This window comes from Rhizobium oryzihabitans, assembly GCF_010669145.1.
Lineage (GTDB): Bacteria > Pseudomonadota > Alphaproteobacteria > Rhizobiales > Rhizobiaceae > Agrobacterium > Agrobacterium oryzihabitans.
In genome coordinates this window covers 1,442,385-1,466,040 of record NZ_CP048635.1, presented here as the reverse complement: position 1 = coordinate 1,466,040, position 23,656 = coordinate 1,442,385, and the positions used below count along the sequence as shown (strand labels likewise).

Annotated in this window: 14 protein-coding genes and 1 pseudogene; 8 read left to right on the top strand and 7 right to left on the bottom strand. The window is 59.3% G+C overall.

The window, feature by feature from the left end:
• Nucleotides 1-23: 23 nt before the first annotated feature.
• The 7 genes from nadE to G3A56_RS23410 all read right to left on the bottom strand — a co-directional run bounded on the left by nadE (nucleotide 24) and on the right by G3A56_RS23410 (nucleotide 10,008).
• Nucleotides 24-1,022, bottom strand: a complete 999-nt coding sequence (gene nadE, locus G3A56_RS23440; protein WP_035243099.1) for an NAD(+) synthase — start codon at nucleotides 1,020-1,022, stop codon at nucleotides 24-26.
• Entirely contained in the window at nucleotides 1,019-2,551 is a 1,533-nt protein-coding gene (locus tag G3A56_RS23435; protein ID WP_082184993.1) for a class I adenylate-forming enzyme family protein, read from the bottom strand. The genes nadE and G3A56_RS23435 overlap by 4 nt, the downstream gene beginning before the upstream one ends.
• A gap of 19 nt (nucleotides 2,552-2,570) precedes the next feature.
• Nucleotides 2,571-2,834, bottom strand: coding sequence for an acyl carrier protein (locus G3A56_RS23430; RefSeq protein WP_003498798.1), 264 nt, complete (start codon nucleotides 2,832-2,834; stop codon nucleotides 2,571-2,573).
• The gene (gene asnB / locus G3A56_RS23425) at nucleotides 2,831-4,783 is read right to left on the bottom strand and encodes an asparagine synthase (glutamine-hydrolyzing) (RefSeq protein ID WP_082184994.1); all 1,953 of its coding nucleotides are present in this window, start codon (nucleotides 4,781-4,783) and stop codon (nucleotides 2,831-2,833) included. The genes G3A56_RS23430 and asnB overlap by 4 nt, the downstream gene beginning before the upstream one ends.
• Nucleotides 4,784-5,872 (bottom strand): hypothetical protein, encoded by a 1,089-nt coding sequence (locus G3A56_RS23420; protein ID WP_003498794.1) that lies wholly within the window; start codon nucleotides 5,870-5,872, stop codon nucleotides 4,784-4,786. It abuts the gene before it with no gap.
• A gap of 277 nt (nucleotides 5,873-6,149) precedes the next feature.
• Nucleotides 6,150-8,939: a bifunctional aconitate hydratase 2/2-methylisocitrate dehydratase gene (locus G3A56_RS23415; protein WP_082184995.1), complete on the bottom strand. Its 2,790-nt coding sequence runs from the start codon at nucleotides 8,937-8,939 to the stop codon at nucleotides 6,150-6,152.
• 622 nt (nucleotides 8,940-9,561) lie between these two features.
• Nucleotides 9,562-10,008 (bottom strand): RrF2 family transcriptional regulator, encoded by a 447-nt coding sequence (locus tag G3A56_RS23410; protein ID WP_082184996.1) that lies wholly within the window; start codon nucleotides 10,006-10,008, stop codon nucleotides 9,562-9,564.
• Nucleotides 10,009-10,196: 188 nt separating this feature from the next.
• Here G3A56_RS23410 and G3A56_RS23405 point away from each other — a divergent pair, with 188 nt between their 5' ends.
• From G3A56_RS23405 to G3A56_RS23370, 8 genes and pseudogenes are all read left to right on the top strand, one after another.
• Nucleotides 10,197-11,222: an alpha/beta fold hydrolase gene (locus G3A56_RS23405; RefSeq protein ID WP_082184997.1), complete on the top strand. Its 1,026-nt coding sequence runs from the start codon at nucleotides 10,197-10,199 to the stop codon at nucleotides 11,220-11,222.
• Nucleotides 11,223-11,318: 96 nt separating this feature from the next.
• Nucleotides 11,319-11,906, top strand: coding sequence for a class I SAM-dependent methyltransferase (locus G3A56_RS23400; RefSeq protein ID WP_082185994.1), 588 nt, complete (start codon nucleotides 11,319-11,321; stop codon nucleotides 11,904-11,906).
• A gap of 596 nt (nucleotides 11,907-12,502) precedes the next feature.
• The gene (locus tag G3A56_RS23395; RefSeq protein ID WP_246231421.1) at nucleotides 12,503-13,315 is read left to right on the top strand and encodes a tetratricopeptide repeat protein; all 813 of its coding nucleotides are present in this window, start codon (nucleotides 12,503-12,505) and stop codon (nucleotides 13,313-13,315) included.
• Nucleotides 13,279-13,812 carry an invasion associated locus B family protein gene (locus G3A56_RS23390; RefSeq protein ID WP_210255082.1) on the top strand — a complete coding sequence of 178 codons (534 nt, stop codon included), beginning with the start codon at nucleotides 13,279-13,281 and terminating at the stop codon, nucleotides 13,810-13,812. The genes G3A56_RS23395 and G3A56_RS23390 overlap by 37 nt, the downstream gene beginning before the upstream one ends.
• Nucleotides 13,809-14,636 carry a tetratricopeptide repeat protein gene (locus G3A56_RS23385; protein ID WP_082184999.1) on the top strand — a complete coding sequence of 276 codons (828 nt, stop codon included), beginning with the start codon at nucleotides 13,809-13,811 and terminating at the stop codon, nucleotides 14,634-14,636. Before G3A56_RS23390 ends, G3A56_RS23385 begins: the two co-directional genes overlap by 4 nt.
• Nucleotides 14,637-14,638: 2 nt before the next feature.
• Complete coding sequence (locus tag G3A56_RS23380) at nucleotides 14,639-16,333, top strand: ShlB/FhaC/HecB family hemolysin secretion/activation protein (protein ID WP_082185000.1); 1,695 nt, start codon at nucleotides 14,639-14,641, stop codon at nucleotides 16,331-16,333.
• Between the two features lie 154 nt (nucleotides 16,334-16,487).
• Nucleotides 16,488-19,568: pseudogene (locus tag G3A56_RS29360) on the top strand (filamentous hemagglutinin N-terminal domain-containing protein); the annotation flags it as partial.
• 944 nt (nucleotides 19,569-20,512) lie between these two features.
• On the top strand, nucleotides 20,513-23,656 hold the full coding sequence (locus G3A56_RS23370; protein ID WP_164056842.1) for a hemagglutinin repeat-containing protein: 3,144 nt from the start codon (nucleotides 20,513-20,515) through the stop codon (nucleotides 23,654-23,656).

Genomic DNA, 23,656 nt, shown 5'->3' with positions numbered 1-23,656 from the left:
GGTGCCCGACCAGATGAAGCGTCTCAGGATTTCCCCTGAATACCCTCATGCAGGTGGATGGGCGCATGGTGCAGATAATGCGCCACCTTTCGCTTGGCGGCGATATCGGTCCAGACGAACCGGACATTGTCCTCGCTGAGGCCGGCAGCTTTGGCGATCTCGGCCGGCGGCCTGTCGTTTTCCAGGCCATAGAGGCAGATATCCATCTTGTCGTAAGGCAGAGCGAAATAGAACTCTTCCTGCGTCTGCGGCATGGAATAGGTATCTGTCGTCGGCGGGCGGGAGCGAATTTCCTGCGGAATGCCGAGATGGGCCGCGAGCTGGTAGACCTGCGATTTGTAAAGATGGGCGATCGGCTTGATGTCAGCTGCGCCGTCGCCATTCTTCACGAAAAACCCTTGGTCGTATTCAAGCCGGTTCGGGGTTCCGAGCACCGCGAAGTTCAGGCGGTCGGCGTGATAATACTCGAATTGCTTGCGGGTGCGCTGCTTCATATTCGTCGCCGCGACGATGCCCAGATAGGCTTTCGCCGTGAGACGAATCTTGCGTGTTTCACCTGATGGCGAACGCACGACCAGCGAGGAAATATTATAGGCGCCGGTGCTCATGGCATTGTCGAAGACGATCTTGGAAGTCCAGCCCGGACCATATTCTGGGACGACCTCGCGGATGAAACCGTCGCGCCTTTCATAACACCCCATGGCGGCAAGCGAAGGGCCGATATCTTCCAGCACACAATCCATGCCGAGCATGGTCGCTACCGCCTGCCCCAGCCGCAGGCTTTCCGGGTCGGAATCGTTTTCCGGCATGAACAGGCCAAAAACATTTGCGGCTCCAAGCGCATGAACCGCGAGTGCTGCGCTGACGCTGGAATCGATGCCGCCGGAAAGGCCGAGCACCAGCCCGCGCTTGCGCAGGTCGAAACGAAGCGATCGGCGGATTTTTTCGGCGATGCGTTCGACCTCCGCCGCCGCATCGAGTTCAAGCGGCGAGAAAGGCATGCTGTGTGCGTTGTTCGTCATCGATTGTTCTCCGTATCTTGAGCAGCAAGGCGACGGCTGACCTTGCCGGTATCCGTCGTCGGCAGGAAATCGCGAAATTCGACTATTGTCGGCACCATATGGACTTCCAGATGCCGGGCACAGTGACGCATGACGTCTTTTTCGGTGATCGCCGCGCCGGGAGCGATGACGATTGCCTTGATCGCCTGGCCGAAAACCTCATGCGCAACGCCGATGACCAGAGCGTCGGATACGCCCGGCATGGTTTGCAGCACGGCCTCGACCGCCTGCGGCGCAACCTTTTCACCGCGGGACTTGATGATATCGTCCTTGCGGGCAACGAAGGTCAGATAGCCCTCGGCATCGCAGGTAAAGAGATCGCCGGTATGAAGGCGCATCCTGCCCGTTGCCGCGTCAGTGCGAAGCGCACGGGCCGTTGCCACCTCGTTTCTCCAATAGCCGCGCATCACATGCGGTCCGCTGACGACGAGTTCTCCGGTGGTGCCGGGCGCTACGCTGTCGCCCATCTCGTCCACCACCTCGGTCGAAGTACCGGGTATGGCGATGCCGACCGAGTCACGTTTCCTGTCGAGGTCTTCTGGTGGCAGAAAACTGATGCGCGTGCACTCGGTCTGACCATACATGCGGAACAGCCCGACATGCGGCAGGAACGTCCGCAGCCAGTCGCCATGGACGGTCGGCAGGGGTGCGGCGGCGGCGGTGACGTAGCGCAGGCTCTCAAACAGATTTTGCGACAGATCCCGCGTCTGCATCATGATGGAGAGCATGGTCGGCACCAGCGCGAAACCGGTAATCCGTTCTTCGCGGATACGCTCGAAAATCAGATGCGGATAGGCGAATGATTTTTCGATCACCAGCGTACCGCCGACAAAGACGCTGGAAAGCAACTGGTTGAGGCCATATCCGAATGAAAGAGGCAAGACGCCAAGAAGGATATCTTCCGAGGTATTGCCGAGATAGGAGGTGATCGAACGGACGGCCGCGTCGAGATTGTCATGCGCCAGCATCACACCCTTCGGCTCGCCGGTGGAACCCGATGTGTAGATGATCACCGCCAGATCGGTTTCGGGCAAATTCTGCGGCAGCGCGACATGAGCTTGTTCCAGCAACGCGTCAAAATCGATGCCATCGCCAGAGGGGTTCGAAACGCCGGACACGATGCGCAACAGTTCGGATGAACCGGCGGTATCCGAAACCATCTTCTCAAGACGTGCCTCCGCAACCACGGCAAAGGGCGTGGAGCTGTCCAGAATTTGAGAAAGACGGGCTTCCTTTGTCGACGGATTGACCGGGCAGACGACGGCGCCCGCCATCCAGCAACCGAAAATCGCCACCGCCATGCGCCAGCCATTGTCCATCAGAAGGACGACACGGTCGCCCGGAGTTGCACCGCGGACGATCAGAGCGGCGGCGAAAGCCTCGCTCATCGTCTTCAACTCAGCGTAATTCAGGCGCGTCTCACCAGCCACCAGCGCCGTCTTGCCGGCATGGCGCTCCGCACTTCGATGCAGGTAGTGGTCGATACGCAATTGGCGCTTCCCGAAATTGTCAGGCGGTCTTCATGCGGCCGATGAAGGCCGCGATGTTGTCGATCGTATCGAGATTGGCCGGCACGATATCGGCATCGGCAACGCGGACGCCGTAGCGTTCCTCGATGAAGCTTACCAATTCGAGAATTCCGGTGGAATCGACCATGTCATTGTCGATCAACGAAAGATCGTCACCAAACGGCCGGCTTTCGTCGCCGAACAGAAAGTTTTCGATAATGAAACCGCGAATTTCGGCTTTCGTTCCGGTACTTTCAGTCGTCATATGGAGCTTCCTTCAATGTTTTGCGATGGTGTTGAGGCATTCGAAGTCGTGGCGGCATGTATAAGCTGCGTCGACAATATTCCGACGAAGGCGGCGTTGTCGCGAAAGCCAGTCGCCTGCTTTTGACGCACCTTGGTTTTCAGCTTTTCGACCGCCTGGGCGTTGAACAGGCCGGCGGTCTTGAGTTTATCGGCAGAAAGCACGGTGTCGAGATAGCCGGCATCCGCAAACGCTTCCGCATCCGGTGCCCGATAGGGCTGTTTGGGCCGGCTGAGGATAACATCCGGCACCAGCTCGGTTGCTGCCTGCTTTAGGATATATTTTTCCTTGAGACCGCGCAGTTTCGCCTCGGGCGGGAGCGCGGCGGCAAAGTCCACAACGCGGGGATCAAGGAACGGAAATCGGCCTTCCACCCCGTTGGCCATCATCACCCGGTCGCCTTGGCTGGAAAGAATATAGCCGGGCAAAAGGAATGCGGTTTCGAGATATTGGGCTTGGTGCAGCGGGTGCCAGCGACGGAAATCCTCCGGCAGCTGCGCCGCGAGATCGGCCGCCGCGTCATAGTCACCCAGCTCATCCCTCAAACCGGCGGAAAAGAAGATTTTCGCCGCCGCCGTTGAGCGCAGGCGGGGCCGGTGGGAAAACAGCGGCTCGTCGGTCGCTTCCGCGCCGAAGGAGAAAAACCGGGCCAGATAATCCGGCGTCTGCTGTTTCAGCCCCGGCAGATAGGGGTAAAGCCGCTGGAACAGTTTGGGACGGCGAGAAGATTGCGGCTGGCGGCTGCAAAACCGCCTTACCCGCGCCTCGCGAAAAATGTCATAGCCGGCAAACAGCTCGTCAGCACCTTCGCCGGTCAGCACCACCTTCATGCCCCTGTCGCGTACGTGCCGGGAAAGCAGATAAAGCGGAACGGGCGCGGTGCGAAGGATGGGCGTCTGCACATGCTCCATGACCTGAGGCAGGTATTGCGCAATGTCTTCAGTCGAGCACTCGGTGGTTTCGGATGCGACGCCAAGATACTCGCTCATCGCCTTCTGCCAGATACGTTCGTCGTGCTCAGCACTTTCGAACGCCAGCGAGAAGGTGCGCAGACCCTGGCGGACGTTTTGCGCAGCAAGGGCGGAAACGAGTGAGGAGTCCAGCCCACCCGACAGATAGGAGCCGACCGGCACGTCGGCGCGAAGCCGGATGCGCGTTGCGTCGGCCAGAAGCGCCGTCAGTTCCTCCACCTGGTCATCGAAGCCTGCCGACGGTGCAGCGTCCTTGCCGTCCGGATAGGAAAGCTGCCACCAGCGCCGCACGGTGGATGCGCCGTCGCGCAGGATCATCATATGGCCGGGCGGCAACTCGTGGATGCCGCGAAAGGCGGTGCGCGGCGGCAGCGGGAACCAGAATGTGAAAATCTGATCCAGCGCAACCGGATCGATTTCGGCGGTCATTCCCGGCAAGGCCAGAAGCGCTGCCATCTCGGATGCGAAATAAAACGTGCCTTCATGCCAGGTATAATAAAGCGGCCGCACACCCATCCGGTCGCGGGCCAGCAGCAATGTGTCGTTTCGGGCATCGTGCAGGGCAAAGGCGAAATCGCCGTTGAACTCGCTTAGGCAATCCAGCCCCTTGTCGCGATAGAGATGCAGGATGACTTCGGTGTCGGAATGCGTACGGAACTTGTGACCACGCGCGGACAGTGTTTCGCGCAGTTCGACGTGATTGAAGATCTCGCCGTTAAAGGAAACGGCGAGATCGTCCTCCACCGTGCACATCGGTTGCGCGCCATCGGCAATGCCAACAATGGCCAACCGGGCATGGGCAAGCCCGACATCACCGCGCAGCAGGCTGCCATGCGCATCCGGACCACGATGCTTGAGGCACGAAGCCATCAGCGCGAGGCGCTCATTTGCACGATCGGCCGGCATGTCATGTCTGTAAAATCCGGCAATTCCGCACATTTACTCGCCCGCCTGATCGAAACTATCGCCGATGAGGCGCGTCCAGCTTTCGCCGGAGAAACCGTTGAAGAATGCTTTTCCATCCGTCGCGGACTTGATGAGTTCCGCGTCGCGGGAATGCACGATGGTGGACGCCGCATGGAGAAACGAACATTTCTTGCCGATCATCGCCTGAAGAATTGCCGGCTGGGTGCGGCCCCTTATAGCAACGAGACCGCGCTCATAGGCGTTGCGGATCAAACGGTCGATGACGATCTGCTCCTGCCCCGGCAGAGACATGACCTGCAACGTGCGGCCTATGCCCTTCGGATTGCCGTGGTAGAGAAACAGCCCCACCGCCCTGCCGCCGCGGGCTCTCACGATCCGCTGCACCGGCTCACCATGCAGACGCTTGCGTCTGGCATGCTGGAGCATGGTCAGCAGGCTTTCCTCGCTCCACACCGGGCGGAGCGAAAACTGCCCGACAAGTTCACGCGCCAGATGCGCGAATTCGGCATCGCTTGCCTCTTCGTCGGTAAAGCTGTCCACCTTGTCCGGATGCGATGCATAATAGGACAAGGCCCGCCCGTGGCCTCTTGCCGAAATGGCCCGGTCGATCATCATACTCAACGGCGTCAGCGCGCGGAAAGCGCTGGAAAAGCGCGTAGCGGCGAGCTCGGCTCCCAAGGACGCCGGGCGCAAAATCCGCAGCCAGTCCAGACTGTAGGTGGACAGCAGGTGGCCGCGCATCGTCTTCCACATTTCGGTGGAAACATCGTTGATCGTCTCACCGAATGTCAGGTCCTGGGGACCCGCAAGAACCTCGCGCAAGAGACGGGCTCCGGCAAACGGATCGGTTTCGCGGTCTTCAGCGACAAAGGAAGAGCAGACCGCGGCGTTTATGATCCTGCCATTAAGCTCCATCGCCATGGGCAATACGCCCATAAAACCGGATACGCGCCCGTCGTCGAGCACATAGACCTTGGAGCAAATATCCGGGTTTGTGTTTGAAGTATCGAGGAAAAGCGCGCGCAAATATGAAGTCAGGTCATCCGTCGCGGCGCCATCTTTCTTCCGCAGGACACGGTGAAACATGTCGGCCACGGACACAAGATCATCCGCAATAAATGAACGTATCTGAGGCATAATCGCCGCTTCTTGCCGCACAGGCGTTTAATCGAGAATAGTAATATCACTGCTATTCTGCCGCAGGCGTATTAATCAGAAGTTATGTGTCGGCGCAATTTCTCGTTGATAAGTGCGTTTCGCAACTATTTGACAGTAACCCGAACCCTTCAAGGCGATCGAGTCTGAAGGATTCAGATGACTTTACAGTGCACCGCGAAGGCGGCGTCTTCGCGATGCACAATATTCGAGGATCTGGCCCTTAGTAGTGGACAGACAGGGAATCGATCGGAGTAGTTTTCGGCGGAGCGAACTTTGTCAGGTCTATTCCGTCGACGGCGTTCAAGTACTCGTCCATGCTGGGGGTGCGGCCAAGGATCGCCGAAAGCACCACGACCGGGGTCGACGCCAGCAGCGATTCACCCTTCTTCTCGGCGGTGTCTTCAACGACGCGGCCCTGGAACAGGCGGGTCGAGGTGGCGAGAACGGTATCGCCCTTCTCCGCCTTTTCCTGGTTGCCCATGCACAGGTTGCAGCCCGGACGCTCGAGATAGAGGATATTCTCATACTCGGTGCGGTTGGTGGTCTTCGGCTTCAGATCATCGAACTCGAAGCCCGAATATTTCTGCAGGATTTCCCAATCGCCTTCGGCCTTCAGCTCATCGATGATGTTGTAGGTCGGCGCGGCGACGACCAGCGGCGCCTTGAACTCGACCTTGCCTTCGGTTTTTTCGATGTTCTTGAGCATTTGCGCGACAATCTTCATGTCGCCCTTATGCACCATGCACGAGCCCACGAAACCGAGGTCCACCTTCTTGGTGCCGCCATAATAGGAAACCGGGCGGATCGTGTCGTGAGTGTAGCGCCGGGACACATCGGCATTGTTCACATCGGGGTCCGCGATCATCGGCTCATTGATGACGTCCAGATCCACGACGACCTCGGCGAAATATTTCGCGTTGGCATCGGGGGTCAGTGCGGGCTTTTCGCCCGAGCGGATTTCGGCGATGCGTGCATCCGCCTTGGCAATCAGGCCCTTCAGCGTGCCGACGGCATTGTCCATGCCCTTGTCGATCATGATCTGGATGCGCGACTTGGCGATTTCCAGCGATTCGATCAGCGTATCGTCCTGCGAAATACAGATCGAGGCCTTGGCCTTCATCTCGGCTGTCCAGTCGGTGAAGGTGAAGGCCTGGTCGGCGAGCAGCGTGCCGATATGGACTTCGATGATGCGTCCCTGGAAGACGTTGTCGCCACATTGCTGGAGCATCTGCGCCTGGGTCGCATGGACCACGTCGCGGAAATCCATGTGAGGACGCATCGTGCCCTTGAAGGTCACCTTGACCGATTGCGGGATCGGCATCGTTGCCTCGCCGGTGGCGAGCGCCAGGGCCACGGTGCCGGAGTCTGCACCGAAGGCCACACCCTTGGACATGCGGGTATGGCTGTCGCCGCCGATGATGATTGCCCAGTCATCCACGGTGATGTCGTTCAGCACCTTATGGATCACGTCGGTCATCGAATGATAGACGCCCTTCGGGTCGCGGGCGGTGATGACGCCGAAATTGTTCATGAAGGACATGAGTTTCGGAATGTTCACCTGGGCCTTCTTGTCCCAGACGGATGCCGTGTGGCAACCCGACTGGTAGGCGCCGTCCACGAGCGGCGAGATGACGGTGGCCGCCATCGCCTCAAGTTCCTGCGCGGTCATCAGGCCGGTCGTGTCCTGCGAACCGACGATGTTGACCGTCACGCGCACGTCGGAGCCCGCATGCAGTACCTTGCCCGGGGTCACGCCGACGGCGTTGCGGTTGAAGATCTTCTCGACAGCGGTCAGGCCCTGACCTTCGATCGAAATTTCCTTGTTCGGAGCAAAGACCGGGGTCGGCTCGACGCCGAGGGTCTGGGCGGCAAATGTCTGGAGCTTCTTGCCGAAGACGATGGCGTAGGAGCTGCCGGCCTTCATGAACTCCATTTTCTGGGGCGTGAAGGCGGCGGCAATATCAACCAGTTCCTTGCCGTTCTCGTCACAGAGCTTCTTGTTCTTGGCATCAATCTTCAGGACAGTGCCGGTCTCGACCGAATATTTCTGCTCGAGGATCGGGTTGCCGTCATTGTTGAGGATCGGCTTGCCGTCTTCACCGGTCTTCTTCACCCAGTTCTTCAGATTGATGCCGATGCCGCCGGTAACGTCGACGGTGGTCGCGAAGATCGGCGAGATGCCGTTGGTGCCAGCAACAACAGGGGCGAAGTTGACGAAAGGCACGTAAGGGCTGGCCTGCTTGCCGGTCCACAGCGCCACGTTGTTCACGCCCGACATGCGCGACGAGCCCACGCCCATCGTGCCCTTTTCGGCGATCATCATCACCCGCTTGTCCGGGTACTGCTTTTGCAGCGCGACGATTTCCGCCTGCGCTTCCGGCGTGATCATACACTGGCCGTGCAATTCGCGGTCCGAACGCGAATGCGCCTGGTTGCCGGGGGACAGAAGGTCGGTCGAGATATCGCCTTCGGCGGCGATGAAGGTCACGACCTTGATTTCATCTTCGACATCCGGAAGCTTGGTGAAGAACTCGGCCTTGGCATAGCTCTCCAGAACGCCCCTGGCGACGGCATTACCGGCCTTGAAGGCATCGCGCAGCCGGAACATGTCGGCGTCATAAAGGAAGACCTGCGTCTTCAGCACGTCACCCGCCTGCGCGGCCAGTGTCGCGTCATTGCCAAGCGCTACATCGAGCAGCACTTCGACGGACGGGCCGCCCTTCATATGCGACAGCAGTTCGAGTGCAAAAGTCGGCGTGATCTCCGGGACCACCGTTTCGCCCAGAATAATCTGCTTCAGGAAGGCAGCCTTCACACCCGCAGCGCTCGTGGTGCCAGGCAAGGTGTTATAAATGAAGAACTTGAGGGCATCTGCCCGGTGTTCGCTGCCGGCATCCTTGATCAGTGTAATGATTTCGCCGGTCAGTCCGCCATCGTCAATCGGTTTGGGAGCGAGCCCTTGATTTTCTCTGCTTTTGATCTCAGCCAGGTAATCCAAGTAAAGGTTCATCGCAATCCCAATGTCATGAGGTGTATGGCGCCGAAACGCAGCGCCACCAAACCGTATTGTTGATAGGCCCAGGGTCTTTTATGGGTTTTCGAGTACGCCAACCGAGGCCGGATGACAAGATACCGCATTTCAGTAAAAAAGTGGTAGACCGGATTGAGCATCGATGGGTTAAAAATGACCGGGCGCGTGCCTTTCGAATTGGAACGATGGAAACTCCCGCTTTGGGCCGCTGCCAATCGGTCTTGGTGCCTCTTTGTCAGTAGAAAACTAATACGGCCTCCCCTTCAGAAAAAGTCGTCCCCATACGCCGGGCGTCTTTTCAGGCTTACCTACGAGTACCACCCGACCGGCAATGTCAACGAGATCGACAAGCAGATGCTGTATCGGAGCATGGTTGAGCCTTTGGAGGTCAAGAAGCTGCCCACTCAGATTTGCCAATCTCGACGTATCCTGCAACAGCCGCGTCTTTTCAGGAGCGGGACTACCAAAAGCTCAAATCGTCATCCAGCACCATCTCGAAGATTCAAAACAGACGATTCTGGCCAAAATCGAAGCCAACGGCGGACAGATATGATCTGCCGCCCACAGCTCACGTCCCCACACGGGTTAACGGAAGTAAAAGTCACACGGATGTGACCGGAGACAAGGTCCTGCTTTCCCCCAATGCCATGTCGGCTATCTGCGCCAGTGTCGTCTCTGCATATCGCGTCACAAGCTGTTGTTCGGCAGCGGCATGAGCCGCCTGGATAATCGCGTTGGAGGCTTTCTCCACAGGACAGGATGGATGGTCGTGTGATACGGGCGCAGGCAGGATAAGACCGGCATTCAGGGCTCGCTGAACGTCCAGAACCGTCACCTCTTCCAGTGGCTTGATCAGTTTCCAGCCACCGCCTCGACCGCCTTCGGATGCCACGATACCGTGGTCACGTAAATCTCCAAGCGTGCGCCGAACGACCACCGGATTGGTGTTGAGCATCTGCGCGATCCGTTCGGATGTCTCCCTGCCGCCAAGCAGCCCCATATGGACAAGAACATGCAGCATTCGAGCAAGCCTGCCGTCGGTTTTCATCGTGATCCTTTCCGCAACAAAATTTGTTACGCTATCTTGACGTCAGCATCTTTCCGCAACATTTATAGTTACACGAAAGAAGGAGCGCAATGCATCGCTCAGCCAGTTTTTCTTCGCCGCATCGGCCCCTCGGACATTCCGACCCAAGGCCTTCGGTGAAATGATGGGAAAATTCCAGGGTTAGGAAAATGATCGAGACAATCATCAAGACACGAACGATCGACATGAGCATCCTTGATCAGGGCACTGGTCCCCTGGTGCTGCTCTGCCATGGATTTCCAGAAACCAAGCATGCGTGGCGGCATCAGGTGGCAGCGCTGGCTGACGCCGGTTTTCGCGCCGTTGCGCCTGACATGCGCGGCTATGGCAAAACGGAGGCTCCTGAACAAGCGGATCAATACACGGTCTTTCATTGCATTGGTGACCTCATCGCTCTCATGGATGCCCTTGGTGAAAACGAAGCAGTGATCATCGGCCATGACTGGGGTGCAACCATTGCCTGGCAAGCTGCTCTTCTACGTCCCGACAGATTCAGGGCCGTCGCCGCACTATGCGTGCCGATGATGGGCCAACCTCCGGTTCCGCCCTCAAGGATATTTCCGCAAAATGACCAAGCGCTGTTCTACACGCTCTTTTTCCAGCAGCCCGGCCTGGCGGAAAAAGAGTTCAGCCGGGATGTTGGCCAAACACTCAGCAAGATTATTTACGCAGCAAGCGGGGAAGCGGGACCGCGGCAGCCGGGCGACGGCACTCCTAACCCTTTCGGTATGGTCAGCCGCGACAAGGGCCTTCTCGAAGATTTGCCCCTCCCTGTGGAAATGCCCGACTGGTTACCTCCACAGGACTTCGCCAGGCTCGTCAATGATTTCGAAACCTCGGGTTTCACGGGCGGCCTGAACTATTATCGAAACCTCGATCGAAACTGGGAATTGCAGCAAGCGACAAACGGTCAGACGATCAATGTCCCGGCGCTGTTCATCATCGGCGAACGTGACCCCGGCCTCACTATGCCCGGCATGGAGCAGATCATCGCTTCGATGCAAGATCTCGTCCCGCATCTGATTGGGTCACACATCATTTCCGACGCGGGACACTGGCTCCAGCAGGAGCGAACAAGCGAGGTAACAACCCTCATCCTGTCATTCCTCAATAAAGTCGCCGCAGTTGGCAGTCAAAAGTTGGAATCTGATGAGCAGATCAATTTTTCCACGTGAAGCGAAGGAAATCCCATGACTGACTTCAAAGGACGGCACGTTGGTTATATCGAAGGTGCAATCCGCCAAGTCCCCGGCCTTGAAAGTCTACACCGAATGACGTCGATGTTGCTTGGCGAGAAAGCTCCCCATAACGGCAGGATCCTGGTAATCGGTGCTGGCGGCGGGCTTGAGCTCAAAGCTCTTGCCAACGCTAACAATGGCTGGACTTTCGACGGCGTCGACCCCTCACCCGACATGCTGGCCCTCGCTCGGGATACGACCAGAGACTACGCAACGCGCATAAATCTCCATGAGGGCGATATCTCAGCGGCACCGGACGGGCCGTTTGACGGCGCAGTCTGCCTTCTCGTGTTTCATCACCTCCCATTGGAAGAACGCATCAAAACCCTGAACGGCGTGCGGCAACGCCTCTTGCCCGGCGCACCGTTCGTGCTTGCCCATGTCAGCTTTCCGCAGACCGAGCCGGAACGTTCGCTCTGGATCGATAGGCACATAAGCTATGGCGCGGTGGACGGAGCGGATCCTGCGAAACTCCGGGCGGCAAGGGCCGCAATGCACGAACGACTAACCATTCTGGAGCCGGAGAAGGAACAGGAATTGCTCCGCGAGAGCGGTTTTGATGGCGTCACGAATTTCTATGCGGCATTCGGTTTCAGAGGCTGGGCCTCCTATGCTCAATAGTTACCTGCCTCATGCGGCACAGCGCGCTAGGGTGGAAGCGAAGAAAATTTCCTTATGAATTCAAGGCGAAGCTCTATCCGGTTTTGAGCTCGCTCCGGCGGATTTTTTAACGTGCTCCCCGAATTCGGACGAACGGGAACTGGTCTTTCCGGGTAAAGGCACAACAACTATCTCAAGAAGTAGACGCTTGATCTCCCAGCGCGTCAGACCAGCGTATTGTTGCGCCATTTGTAGCAGGGAGCGGCCAAAGTCCCTCCCTTCTGGCAGGTTCCGTGCTCTCCTCGCTCAAATAGAGATGCGATCTGCGTTTCCGAAGATTACCGCATCTCCATCGAATTTTTCCCTTCTCCCAAGGGAATCGCAAGTGGAAAATTCCAGTTTCAAGCCGAGCAATTTAACGGAAGACCACGTTATTTCGCAATGCCGCCCAAAATAATACTACAAGTATTATTGACGTATCCACAGAATTGAATAAAGAAGTCGCCAATGAATATCGGCCAGTATCGGTGCAATTCTTAGTTTAATGTTTTAGAATTAGTTCATGTAATATTGCCTGACCCAGAATATTGGACTAATATACTGAAGAGAGAAATTCTATGCGCGTATTTGCAGGCAGCCTGTTGATCTCATCGATATTGCTCTTACCCATGCCCGCATTTTCCGGCGTTGCCGAAGGAATCGGCAAGCTCGAGAGCGGTGATGTCGCAGGGTCCGTGAAGGAGTTTCAAACCGCTTTCGAGGCGGGCGATGCTGATGGCGCTTTCTATATCGGCCGGCTCTTCGAGCTCGGCCTCGGCACGGATCGCGATCCGATGCGTGCGACCGAACTTTATGCCGCAGCGGCAGCGCAAGGCAGCGCCAAGGCACAAAACCGGCTCGGCATGCTGTATCTATCTGGCGAGGGCGTGCTTCAGGACTACAGCAAGGCATCGGACTTGATCTGCAAGGCCGCCGATGCCGGTGACGCCAACGGGCAATTCAATTGCGGGCTTCTTTACTCGGACGGCAAGGGCGTCAGTCAGGATTGGGCAAAAGCCCTCGCCTATTGGAACAGGGCCGCAGGGCAACACCATGTGGCCGCCATCAACTATCTCGGACAGGCGGCCCAGAAAGCTCAGGGCGGCCCGGCCGATCCGGGTAAGGCATTCGGATATTTCCAGAAGACAGCCTCGGCCGGCAATCCGCTCGGCCTCTTCGAAATCGCAAAATCCTACGAACAGGGTAGCGGCATCGCCGCCGATCCCGTCAAAGCCTATGCCTATGCCAATCTCGCGGCGGCACGCGGTCTGACGGAGGCTGCCACGTTGCGTGACCGGATTGCGGCAACGCTTGTCGCCGCCGATATTGCGGAGGCCCAGGCGATGGCGCGGGATTGGAAACCGGTTCCCATCGAAAACGCGAACAAATAAGCATGGGCCGGGGTCTCGTCTTTTCCCTGCGGGTCGCAGCCTGCTGCCTCGCCGCCTCTGTTAGTTGGCACACATACGCCGCCGCGCAACCTGCAGCAGACGATTGGCAAGTTACGTGCCCGACGGCGGAGCGCTGTCAGCTTACGCAGGCTCCGGTTGCCCCCGATGGGGGCGTTCCACATTTTCTGATGGCGGTTTCAAAAGCCGATACCGGTCAGCTTTACGGCGTGGTCACCGCACCGCTGTCGGTTTACCTCGTTCCGGGGATCGAGTTCCAGGTCGATCAACGCCGGCCGTTCAAGGCGCTGTACGAAATCTGCGACAATCTGGGTTGCCATGCCGGCTTCAAGTTTTCCGGAACCGTGCTCGAGGCATTCCGAAAAGGCAATTCCGCGCGGTTGCGTATCGCCATCAGCAAGACAAAGGCCATCGACGTGTCCTTATCGCTCAACGGGTTTTCCGAAGGGCTGAAAAAGCTTGAGGAACAGCGGCCATGACCTTGCGCCTCCGATTTCCCGTCCCGCCTTGTTTCGGCCTGCTTGCCCTTATGATTACCACGCCCGTTGCCGGTGCGGAGCTTGAACGCGCCCGCCTCGCCTTTCAGAACAGCCAATATGCCGAAGCCTACGAACTCTTCTCAAAAGGAGAAGCTGAAGGCGACACGGAAAGCGCTTATTTGAAGGCACGCATGATCGAGCTTGGACTTTCAGGCAACAGTGCGTCCCCTCAGTCCGCTGGCGCGATTTATCTGCGCGGCGCAGCCCAAGGGCACGCCCCTTCGATGAATCGGGTCGGCCTGATGTATTTCCGGGGCGATCTGGGGATCGCCCGCAACGACAGACAGGCGCTCGGATATTTCGAGCGAGCAGCCCGCGCCGGCAACGCCAACGCCCTTTTCAACCTCTCCCGTTTTCATCTTTTGGGAACGGGGGTTACCAAAAACGAGGCCGAGGCGCTGAGGCTTATGCGGCAGGCGGCTGACAAGGATCACGTGCTGGCGCTCAACACGCTCGGCGCCATTCTGGCCGGTAGGCCGGATACACGCGACCGCAAACACGCGCGCGCGTATTTCTTGCGATCGGCAGCGCTTGGTAACGCTGTCGGTTTGTTCCAGACGGGCCTTTATGCGCTGCACGACGGTGGCACACGGGAAAATCTACGTCTGGCCCATCGCTATTTCAACCTCGCATCAGCGCGGGGTCATCCCGAGGCGCGACGCGTGCTCACCGAAATCACCGCACAGCTTTCCGAAGAGGATCGCCTGATCGCCCAGTCGCAGGCGCGTGACTTTCGCGCGCAAGATCCCAAGACAGGGGAATAACGATGACCCGTCTCTCGCTTATGTCTTTTTCACCGGTTGCCAGCCTGCTGCTCGGCTTGGCCGGGCCCGCATGGTCGCAAGATACCGAGCGGCTCGGACAAAACCTCGGCGACAGGCTGCAAAACCAGAGCAATGCGGAAACCGAAGCGGAACGCCGGCGGCTGGATCGCGCCCGCGCTGCACGGGACCGGGAGTCCGATCTTGCTGCCGAAACCGCACTGCCAGGGCCAAAACCGGGCGGACCGTGCTTTTCTATCCGGTCGTTGCGCATCAGCGGCCATGAGCCATTCGGCAAGAAGCCGGGAGGCTATTCAGGCCTGATCGGAAAATGCGCCACCGCTACGGATATCGCGGCGGCAGTCGGCCAGATCAACGAATATTATCGGGCGCGAGGCTTCATAACGACGCGGGCTTATCTACCGGTTCAGGACATCTCGAAAGGCGTGCTCGAAATCACAATCGTTCCCGGCCGCGTCGAGGGTTTCGTTTATGGCGACGGACGTCAGGCCGACAGCCGCATCGATGCGGCGTTTCCGAACGCGCGGGGAGATTTGCTGAACCTGCGCGATCTGGAACAGGGGCTGGACAACTATAACGCGCCCCAGTCGGCACACGCCAAGTTTCGGCTCATTCCTGGCGAACAGCCCGGCGGCTCCTTCGTCCAGGTTCTGGCCGAAGACGGCAGACAGTTTTATGGGCGGCTCGCAACGGTCAATGACGGCTTCCGCAGCACGGGCATTGTCAAGACCACCGGCACCCTCGGCGTGGACAATCTGTTCGGCCTCAACGATCAGATCAGTCTCGCGCTCACGAGCACACCGTTCGATGATCGCGACATACGATTTGCGGATGCGGTCGCGGTCAGCGCCAATGTTCCCTACGGCAACTGGCTCTTCGGCCTCGATGTGGGGGCCAGCCGATATCACTTCATGCTGGACGGCATCAATCAGTCTTATCCTGTGAGCGGGCGCACATCGCACGTGTCGCTGACCGCCGAACGGTTGTTGATGCGGGATGAGAACAGCAAGCTTTTTGCCTATGGCGCTCTCAAATTAAGCCACTCTCGCAGCTTCGTCGAGGGATACGAAATCGAGAGCCAGAGACGCGATCTGACGACCGCCACGCTCGGCTTTCGTGCCGAAAGCACCTTCGATTTCGGGCGCATCGATTTCGACATCGGTTCCCGTTTCGGCATCGATGCTTTTGGCGCCAATGTTCCGCCGAAGAGCGCGATTGACCCGCAATTCGATCTATTTTTTGCCCGTCTGGGAGTGAAGGCTCCGCTTGGCGACAGTCCCTTCACCTACAAGGGCACGCTTTCAGGTCAATGGAGCGACGACAGCCCTCCTGGCAGCGAATTTTTCTCTGTTGGAGGATGGGGTAATGTTCGCGGCTTCCACGACGACAATATGTACGGCCCGAGCGGCATCTATCTACGCAACACGTTGGAATGGCAGGCATGGCAGACCCCGGACGTCAGCCTCACCTTCCGTTCCGGCGTGGATGTCGGCTACGTCGAGCCGCTGGCGCTCCGCATCTGGGACCAGAAGCACATCGTTGGCGCGAGCCTTGGGGCTGAGCTGGAATTCGCCGGCGGCCTCAAGCTGACTGTCGATGTCGCCCACGCGCTCGACCGCCCGTCCGATTTCAAAGCCGGCAGGACGATCGGATACGTCGGGCTGGTGGCAAAGTTCTGATAACACTCGGTAAAAGGGGCCGGACAGCCGCCCTTCGATAAGCCGGGACACACCGGACAGCATGCCGGGTCCTCGGATCTGAGACTGTTCGCAAGCACAACCAGAATAAAACAGCCTGCTCGGATGATCCGAACGGGACGGAGAGACTTTGGCCATGAACAGCCTGATCAAACGTTTCATTTCCAGCTTCATGGCTGGGCTTATCGCTTTTCAGCCCGTTCTCGTGCGCGCCAGCGACATCAGCAACGTTCGGCCGGACACCGGCCCCCGCCCCCACCTCGACCAGTCCTACAATGGTTCGGACGTTCTCAACATTGCCCGTCCGAATGACAGCGGCGTCTCCCACGACGTCTATAACCGGTTCTCCGCCGGCGACCTGATCCTCAACAACTCGCCCGTCAATTCCAAGACGCAGCTTGGCGGCTGGATTGAGGGCAATCCCAACTTCCAGCGCGGTGACGCGGCGAAATTGTGGATCGGCGAAGTTATCGGCGGATCCGCCTCTCAATTGAACGGCGTTCTCGAGGCCGCCGGCAGCAAGCTCGATATAGTCCTCGCCAACGAATACGGCATAACGTGCAACGGCTGTGGCTTCGTCAACACAGATCGTGTGACGCTCTCAACCGGCGTCCCCCGGTTTTCTGCGTCCGGCGCCTTCGAAGGACTTGACGTCAGACAAGGCACGGTAACGATCGGTGAGGCGGGCCTGAACCCGGAGACGCGCGTCTCTCTCTCCGACGTCTCCCGCGTCGATGTCATTGCGCGCGCCGCCGCCGTCTACGGCAAGCTGCGGGCGCAGAATCTCAATATCGTCGCGGGCTCCAACGCCGTCGATTACAACTGGAGCTATGATGCCGCCACCGGCCAGGTGAACGGTGTCAGGCCGCTCCTAGGCAAAGGCGACGCACCGGCCCTTGCCGTCGACGTTTCAGCGCTCGGCGGCATGTATGCCAATGCGATCCAGATGATCGCAACCGAACGTGGCGTCGGCGTGCGGCTCGACGGCACCAGGGCGTCCGGCTCGGACATCGTGCTCGATGCCTCCGGACGTCTCAACGTCGTCGGCCAGGGGATCCAAGTAAAGCAGCGAGTCATAGCCCGGGCCAAGGGTCCAATACTGCTCGAAGGCTCCATCATCTCCGAAAACAACGATCTTGTCAGGGTCGAAAGCAGGGACACGCTTACAGTCAGAAAACAGGTCAGTGGCGGCGCAGTCATTCTAGAAGGCGCCGGCGACACCTTTATCGGGGCGGTCGTCAAAGGCCGCGAATCCCTTGACGTTCGATCGGTAGCCGGCAACACGACAATCGCCGCCGATGCGTCACTCACCGCAGCGAAGATCGAAATCGCCGCCGGAAATTCTGCTACGGTTTACGGTTCCGTCAAGGCGGATGAAACATTGCGCATAGCCGCCACCGATCAGGCCGTGACGGCGGACGGCGCGCAGATAGGCGGAAAGAACGTCAACATCGAAGGCGGTACCGTCCACACCGGCGGCCGTATCGACCCGGAAGGCGATCTCACCATCCGTTCGGTGAAAGAGGCGACCAATACCGGCGAGCTTTCCGCCTCCGGCGTGTCGGTCATTTCCGGAACCAATTTCACCAATCGCGGTACCATCGTTGCACGCGATATCGCCAAGCTCGATGTTGGAACACTGCGCAATTCCGGCAAGATTACCGGTACAACCCTGACCGGCGACGCACGTGGCGATATCGAAAATTCCGGCGTGCTGGCGGCAGATGGCGCCATCAATCTCAAATCGGCCGGAGCACTCAGCACCCTCATCGGATCGGATATTTCGGGACAGGACGTTGACCTGTCGGGTGACCGTATCGACCATACCGGCACCCTTGTGGCACGCGAAAGCGCATCCCTCATTGCCGGCCCGGCAGGGCTCGACAATCGCGGCACCATCAAGGCGCAATCGGCGCTTATCGAAAGTGCCGCCGCGATTACCAATGGCGCTACGATAGCGACGGACGGCAAAACAACGATCAAGGCCGCCACCCGCTTTGACGCCCTCGCAGGCTCGGTGCTGCGTGGCGGATCGCTCGTCATCTCCGCCGATACGGTCTCGACAGCCGCTACCATCGCCGGAGTGGATCGGATCGATATCGTCGCCGGCTCTGGCGGCCTCGATCAGAGGGGCACGCTGAGCGGCGGGGTCGTGGCGATCACCTCCACCCAAGGAACGATTGCCAATAGCGGGATCATCTCCGCCGGCACCCTGCTGACTGCCGAGACGCAGTCTGCAATCACCAACGCCGCCGTCCTGATCTCCGGCAAGGACATGCGTCTTTTCGCACGGCAGATATTCAACAATGGCGGCGTCATCTGGGCAAACAATTCCGTCACGCTCGCAGCCAATGCGGGTCTCGCCAAGGCCCAGCTCGTCAGAAACGAAACCGGGCGGATCGAAGCCTTCCAGGGCGATCTCGTGATCAGGGCCGACGAGGTGCTGAACCTCGGCAAGGCGCCTTCGCTTTCGACAGGCCAGATCATCAAATGGACCGAGAAGGGCGAGTCCGAAAAAATCAACCCCCTGGAACAGATCGTCAAGTTGATCGAGCCGACTTTTCTCGGTGCCGATGGCAAGGTGCTTCCACAATATGCCGGCGCCTATGCCGCCTTGTGGGCCGATGTCGTCAGGGGTGGCAAGACGCTGTCCGGTCAAAGCCGGTTGATCCTCAAACAAAGCGTCACGACTGAAAGCGGCGCAAGCCTGGCTGACAATTTCCAAACGCTCTGGTCCGGCATGTTCGCCAGGGCCAACGCCGCGGGCACGCCAGACCCGGCACAAGCCATGCGCGCGCTCGTCAATCCGGCGATATTCGATGCAAATGGGGTGGTCCTGCCCACCCATGCAAGCGCCTATGCGGCGCTTTGGGAAACGCTTGCCAGCGGCGGCAGCACCGTTTCCAATGCGGTGAAAGCGATCTTGAAACCATCCTCGCTGGTGGTTCTGGAACAGAGGACGGACCCCGTGACACGCGTGGTCACGACGATCTATTCCAACACGCTGGTCAACGGCCCTGCCGGCATGTGGGCCGCCATGATGGCCGAAGCGGGCGCATCCTACGATATCGTCAAAATCCTCTATCAGGACCGCTTCGCCAAGGACGGGCGCACCGCCGAATTCGTTGCCGGGCGCAATATCGATATCGAAGCCGGCAAAATCGACAATATCCACGGCACCGTTTCGGCCGGCAAGGATATCCGCATCGTGGCGAACGAGATCCGGAACGAGGCGCTGGGCGCATCGCAGTTCCTTGTCGAGGTTCACAAGAAGCCGAGCTGCTTCACCTGCCATTCAGGCAAAACGGAATTCTACGACACATTCGGCGGACGTATCGAGGCCAACGGAAAGCTCTCGATCCAGGGAAACCTGCAGAACATCACGAGCAAATCCTCCGAGCTTTCGACAGCAGACGTGCTGCAGAAGCTCAACGACTATATCGCGCAGAAGAAGGCCGAAGGCGATGCCGATCTTGCCGGGGTTCCTCCGGCCACGCGCAAGAACTTCGAGTTTCATGAAAACCGGAAGGACGATTTCTCGGGCCCGGTTCAGGGCGACGGAAACGATATCCGCACTGTCAAAAGCGCTGATACCGGCTCCAGCACCACCGTCGATACCGGCACGGATCCGGCCATCACCGCGGTCGATATCGCTGAAATCGCCAACTCGCTGAAACCGCTCGGCCCCATCGATCCGAGGCTCGATCCCACCGCCACCGTCGACATGCTGCTTTCCGCCGGTCTTAACACGCTTGCGGAAACCAACCCCGAATATACCGAATACGCCAACTTCATCACCTCCAACTACATGATGAAACAGGGCCGGCTGGCCTATCGCGACGACATCGTCAACAACACGCAGGAGACGATCCGCACTGCGCGCTCCAAAGCGGAACAGCGCACCCCCGCTGTTCCCGATACTGCCTGGCGGGATAAGGCCGTTCAGGTGCCCGCGCCCGACGGTTCTGGCATGCGTACGGTCTATCCCGCCTCCGAACCGCTGACGCTCAACCCCGGCGGCGCGCTGATCCGCGCAAGCGAGGTCACCGCCGCCGGCGACCGGATCGAGACCAGCGGCCGGATCGAGGGCCACCGCGGCGTCTCCCTCTCCGCCAACACCATCGAGGCCAAGGGGGCGCGATTACAGCCGCCGACGGCAAGGTGTCGCTCACCTCCGGTGGCTCCACCCTGCTCGATCAAACCGTCATTGACGCCCGCGCCGTCGATATCGTCGCCGGCCGCGATTTCACCGGCAAAGCCACCTCGATCTCGGCCCGCGAAAACGCCTCAATCCTTGCAGCCGCTGGCGTCACCATCACCGCGCTCGAGCAGCGGCTCTCCGGCAAGCGCGGCAACGCCACTTACACCACCGTCAGCCATTCCACCTCCTCGCTCAAAGCCGGCGGCGATCTGTCCATCGTCAGCCTCGGCGATCTCACCCTTGCCGGCGTCGAGGCGAAAGCCGGCGGCAGCCTCAGCCTCACCGCGATGGGCGACGTCACCCTCGCCCCGGTCGAAAACAGCCTCGAACTGAAAGACCACGCGAAGAAATCGCGCCTCGATATTTACGAGCTCGACAGCATCGTCACTTCGCTTGCCGGCGGCTCCGATGTCTCCATCACCGCCGGCGGCGGCGCGACGCTCATCGGCACCGATATCGACAGCGGCGGCAAGGTGCGCATCGCCGCCGAAAACGATGTCGTGCTCGCCGCCGCCCAGGATATCTACTCTTACGAGCGCGAGACGAAATCCGGCAACTGGTTCCGCAAGAAGCAGACCCGCGAGAGCGAGACCCGCGTCACCAATGCTGGCACCGATATCTCCGCCAGCGGCGATATCGAGGTGGTGTCCGCCGCCGGCAACCTCGTGACCGCCGGCTCACGCTTCGCCTCCACCGAGGGCAACGTTGCGCTCAAAGCCGTCAGGGGCGACATCTATGCCGGCACCTATACCGATATCTTCCGCAAGACCCATGAAAGCCGCAAAAGCTACTTCGGCGGCCTGTTCAGCTCAAACAGCCGCTCGCTCACCGACAACCGCTTCGCGACAGGCACGGCGGCCCTTGCCGGTCTCGACCTGACACTGGTCTCCGGCGGCGACACGACGCTGGTCGGCACGCAGCTGAAGGCCGGCGGCCGGCTGTCCGTCGAAACCGGCGGCGATTTCTCCATCACCGCCGCCATCAGCAGCATGAGGAAGGAATACTTCTCCCACAGGGTCGGCGCCATCACCATGACGACGATCACCGAGAACAGCTTCAAGGAGATCGCCACCCCCGCCACCCTGATCGCCGGCGGCGGCATCGGCTTCGACATCAGGGGCAAGGCCAGCCTCACCCTTTACGATTACGCCGGCGTCGACAGCAAGGAACTGCGCACGCTCTATCCCGACGAACTGCTGAAGATCGCCGGGCTGGAGCTGATCAGGAAGCCGCTCGCCGACGAGTATTTCTACGACAAGAAGGTGGCGCTCTCACCGGCCTTCAAGGCGGTGCTGGCCATCGTGCTCAGCAACTACATCATCGGCCCGGCGCTGGCCATGTCCGCCGCCACCTGGCAGGTCGCCGCCGCTACCACATTCGTCGTCGGCAGCATCGACGGCGCCGTCTCCGGCAAGTTCGATATCGGCGCCATCCTCAAGGACACAGCCTTCGCCGGTCTGACGGCCGGGCTGACCAGCGCCATCAGCCTCAAAATCCCCGAAGGCAGCCTGCTGAACCAGAGCCTGCTTGGCGGCTTCGGCAACGGCCAGCTGACGATGGGCAACATCCTCAACGGCGCGCTCGACGGCGTCATCAGATCCGGCCTGTCCTCCGCCTTCTACGGCACCGACTTCGGAACCGGCTTCACCAAGGAACTGCTCAACACCGTCGTCAGCCTCGCCATGGCCGATGTGCAGGGGGCGATCGGCGATCTCGGGCTCAGGCTCGGCTTCGAGGACGGCTCGCTGCCCTCGATGCTGCTGCATGGCGCTGTGGGCTGCGCCGCAGCATCCGCCACCGGCGATGCCTGCGCGGCCGGAGCGGCCGGGGCCATGGCGCAATCGCTTTTTGCCGGCTACGTCAAATCAAAGGCCAATGCGCCGAAGCTTGCCGATTACGCCACGCCGCAGGCCTATCAAAAAGCCCAGGCCGAATGGAGCCAACGGCAGGCCAAGCACGCCTCGGTCGTGGGTGCTGCCGCAGGCTACTTCTTCTCGGAGGGCAAGGGCAGCAACGTCTCCGCCGCCGCAGCCATAGCCAGATCGGGGTTCGAGAACAATTATCTTGGGCTGCATGATATCGAGGCCTACAAAAAAGCTTTGGCCACCTGCGAAAGCGCCGCCGACTACAAGGCTTGCGCGAATAGCGTCTGGCAGAATGGCGGCTTCGCCGAAATCTATGTGGCGAACCAGCAGAGCTTCATCGCCTGCATGGCGGCCAACGACTATGCCTGCGTCGACAGACACGTCAACAGCGTTACCGAGGCCCGGACCAAAGCGTTGGAACTGCGCCAACATATGGTCAACCGGATGCCGGCCGGCACGGTCAGCGATCCGAACGCCTATGCGCTGCTGCAGATCGAGGCCTATTACGGCGTTCCCGTCAATGACGCGCTGCTGTTCCGCGACCGCATCTGCGGCGGCGTAACGACGGCGGAATGCAAGGCCAGCCTCAACGATATTGGTGATCTGAGGAACGAGGAGAGTCTCCGAAATCTCGGTCTGCTGCTGCTGGCGGGCACGGCCGGGGCGGCGCTCGCTCCCGAAATCGCAGCCGCCTGCTTTGCAAGCCCGCTGTGCATGCGCGCCATTACCGTGCTCGACACCGCCGGCACGATCACCGCACTGCAAGGCTGCGCCGAGGGCGATGCGATCAGCTGCGCCTTTGTTCCAAAGCTGGGTAAGGCTGGCGGAGTTGCCGATATTGTTGCCGGGGGTGGTAAGGCGGCCAATAGGACGGGATTTGATGACCTTGCCAGATTTCGTGAGGAGCTTGGCTTGCCGCCGGCAGGTTCTGCTGCTGATAAAAGTACATTGGCAGTTGTTGAGGTAAACGGTCAGAAAATCTACGGCATAAACGCTCATGGCCAGCCCATAACAGGTGTAAATGCCATTTCAAGAACTCATGCTGAAATCGATGCACTCAATCAGCTCAAACAGAGCGGCATTAATGTAACCGGTAAAAATCTCACCTTATATGTAGATAGAGCGCCGTGCGCCGCTTGCGGACCAAATGGTGGAATTCGATCAATAGTTGAACAGCTAGGGCTTAATCAGTTGACAATTATCGGTCCGGGAGGGCCGATGATAATAACTCCAAGGTGA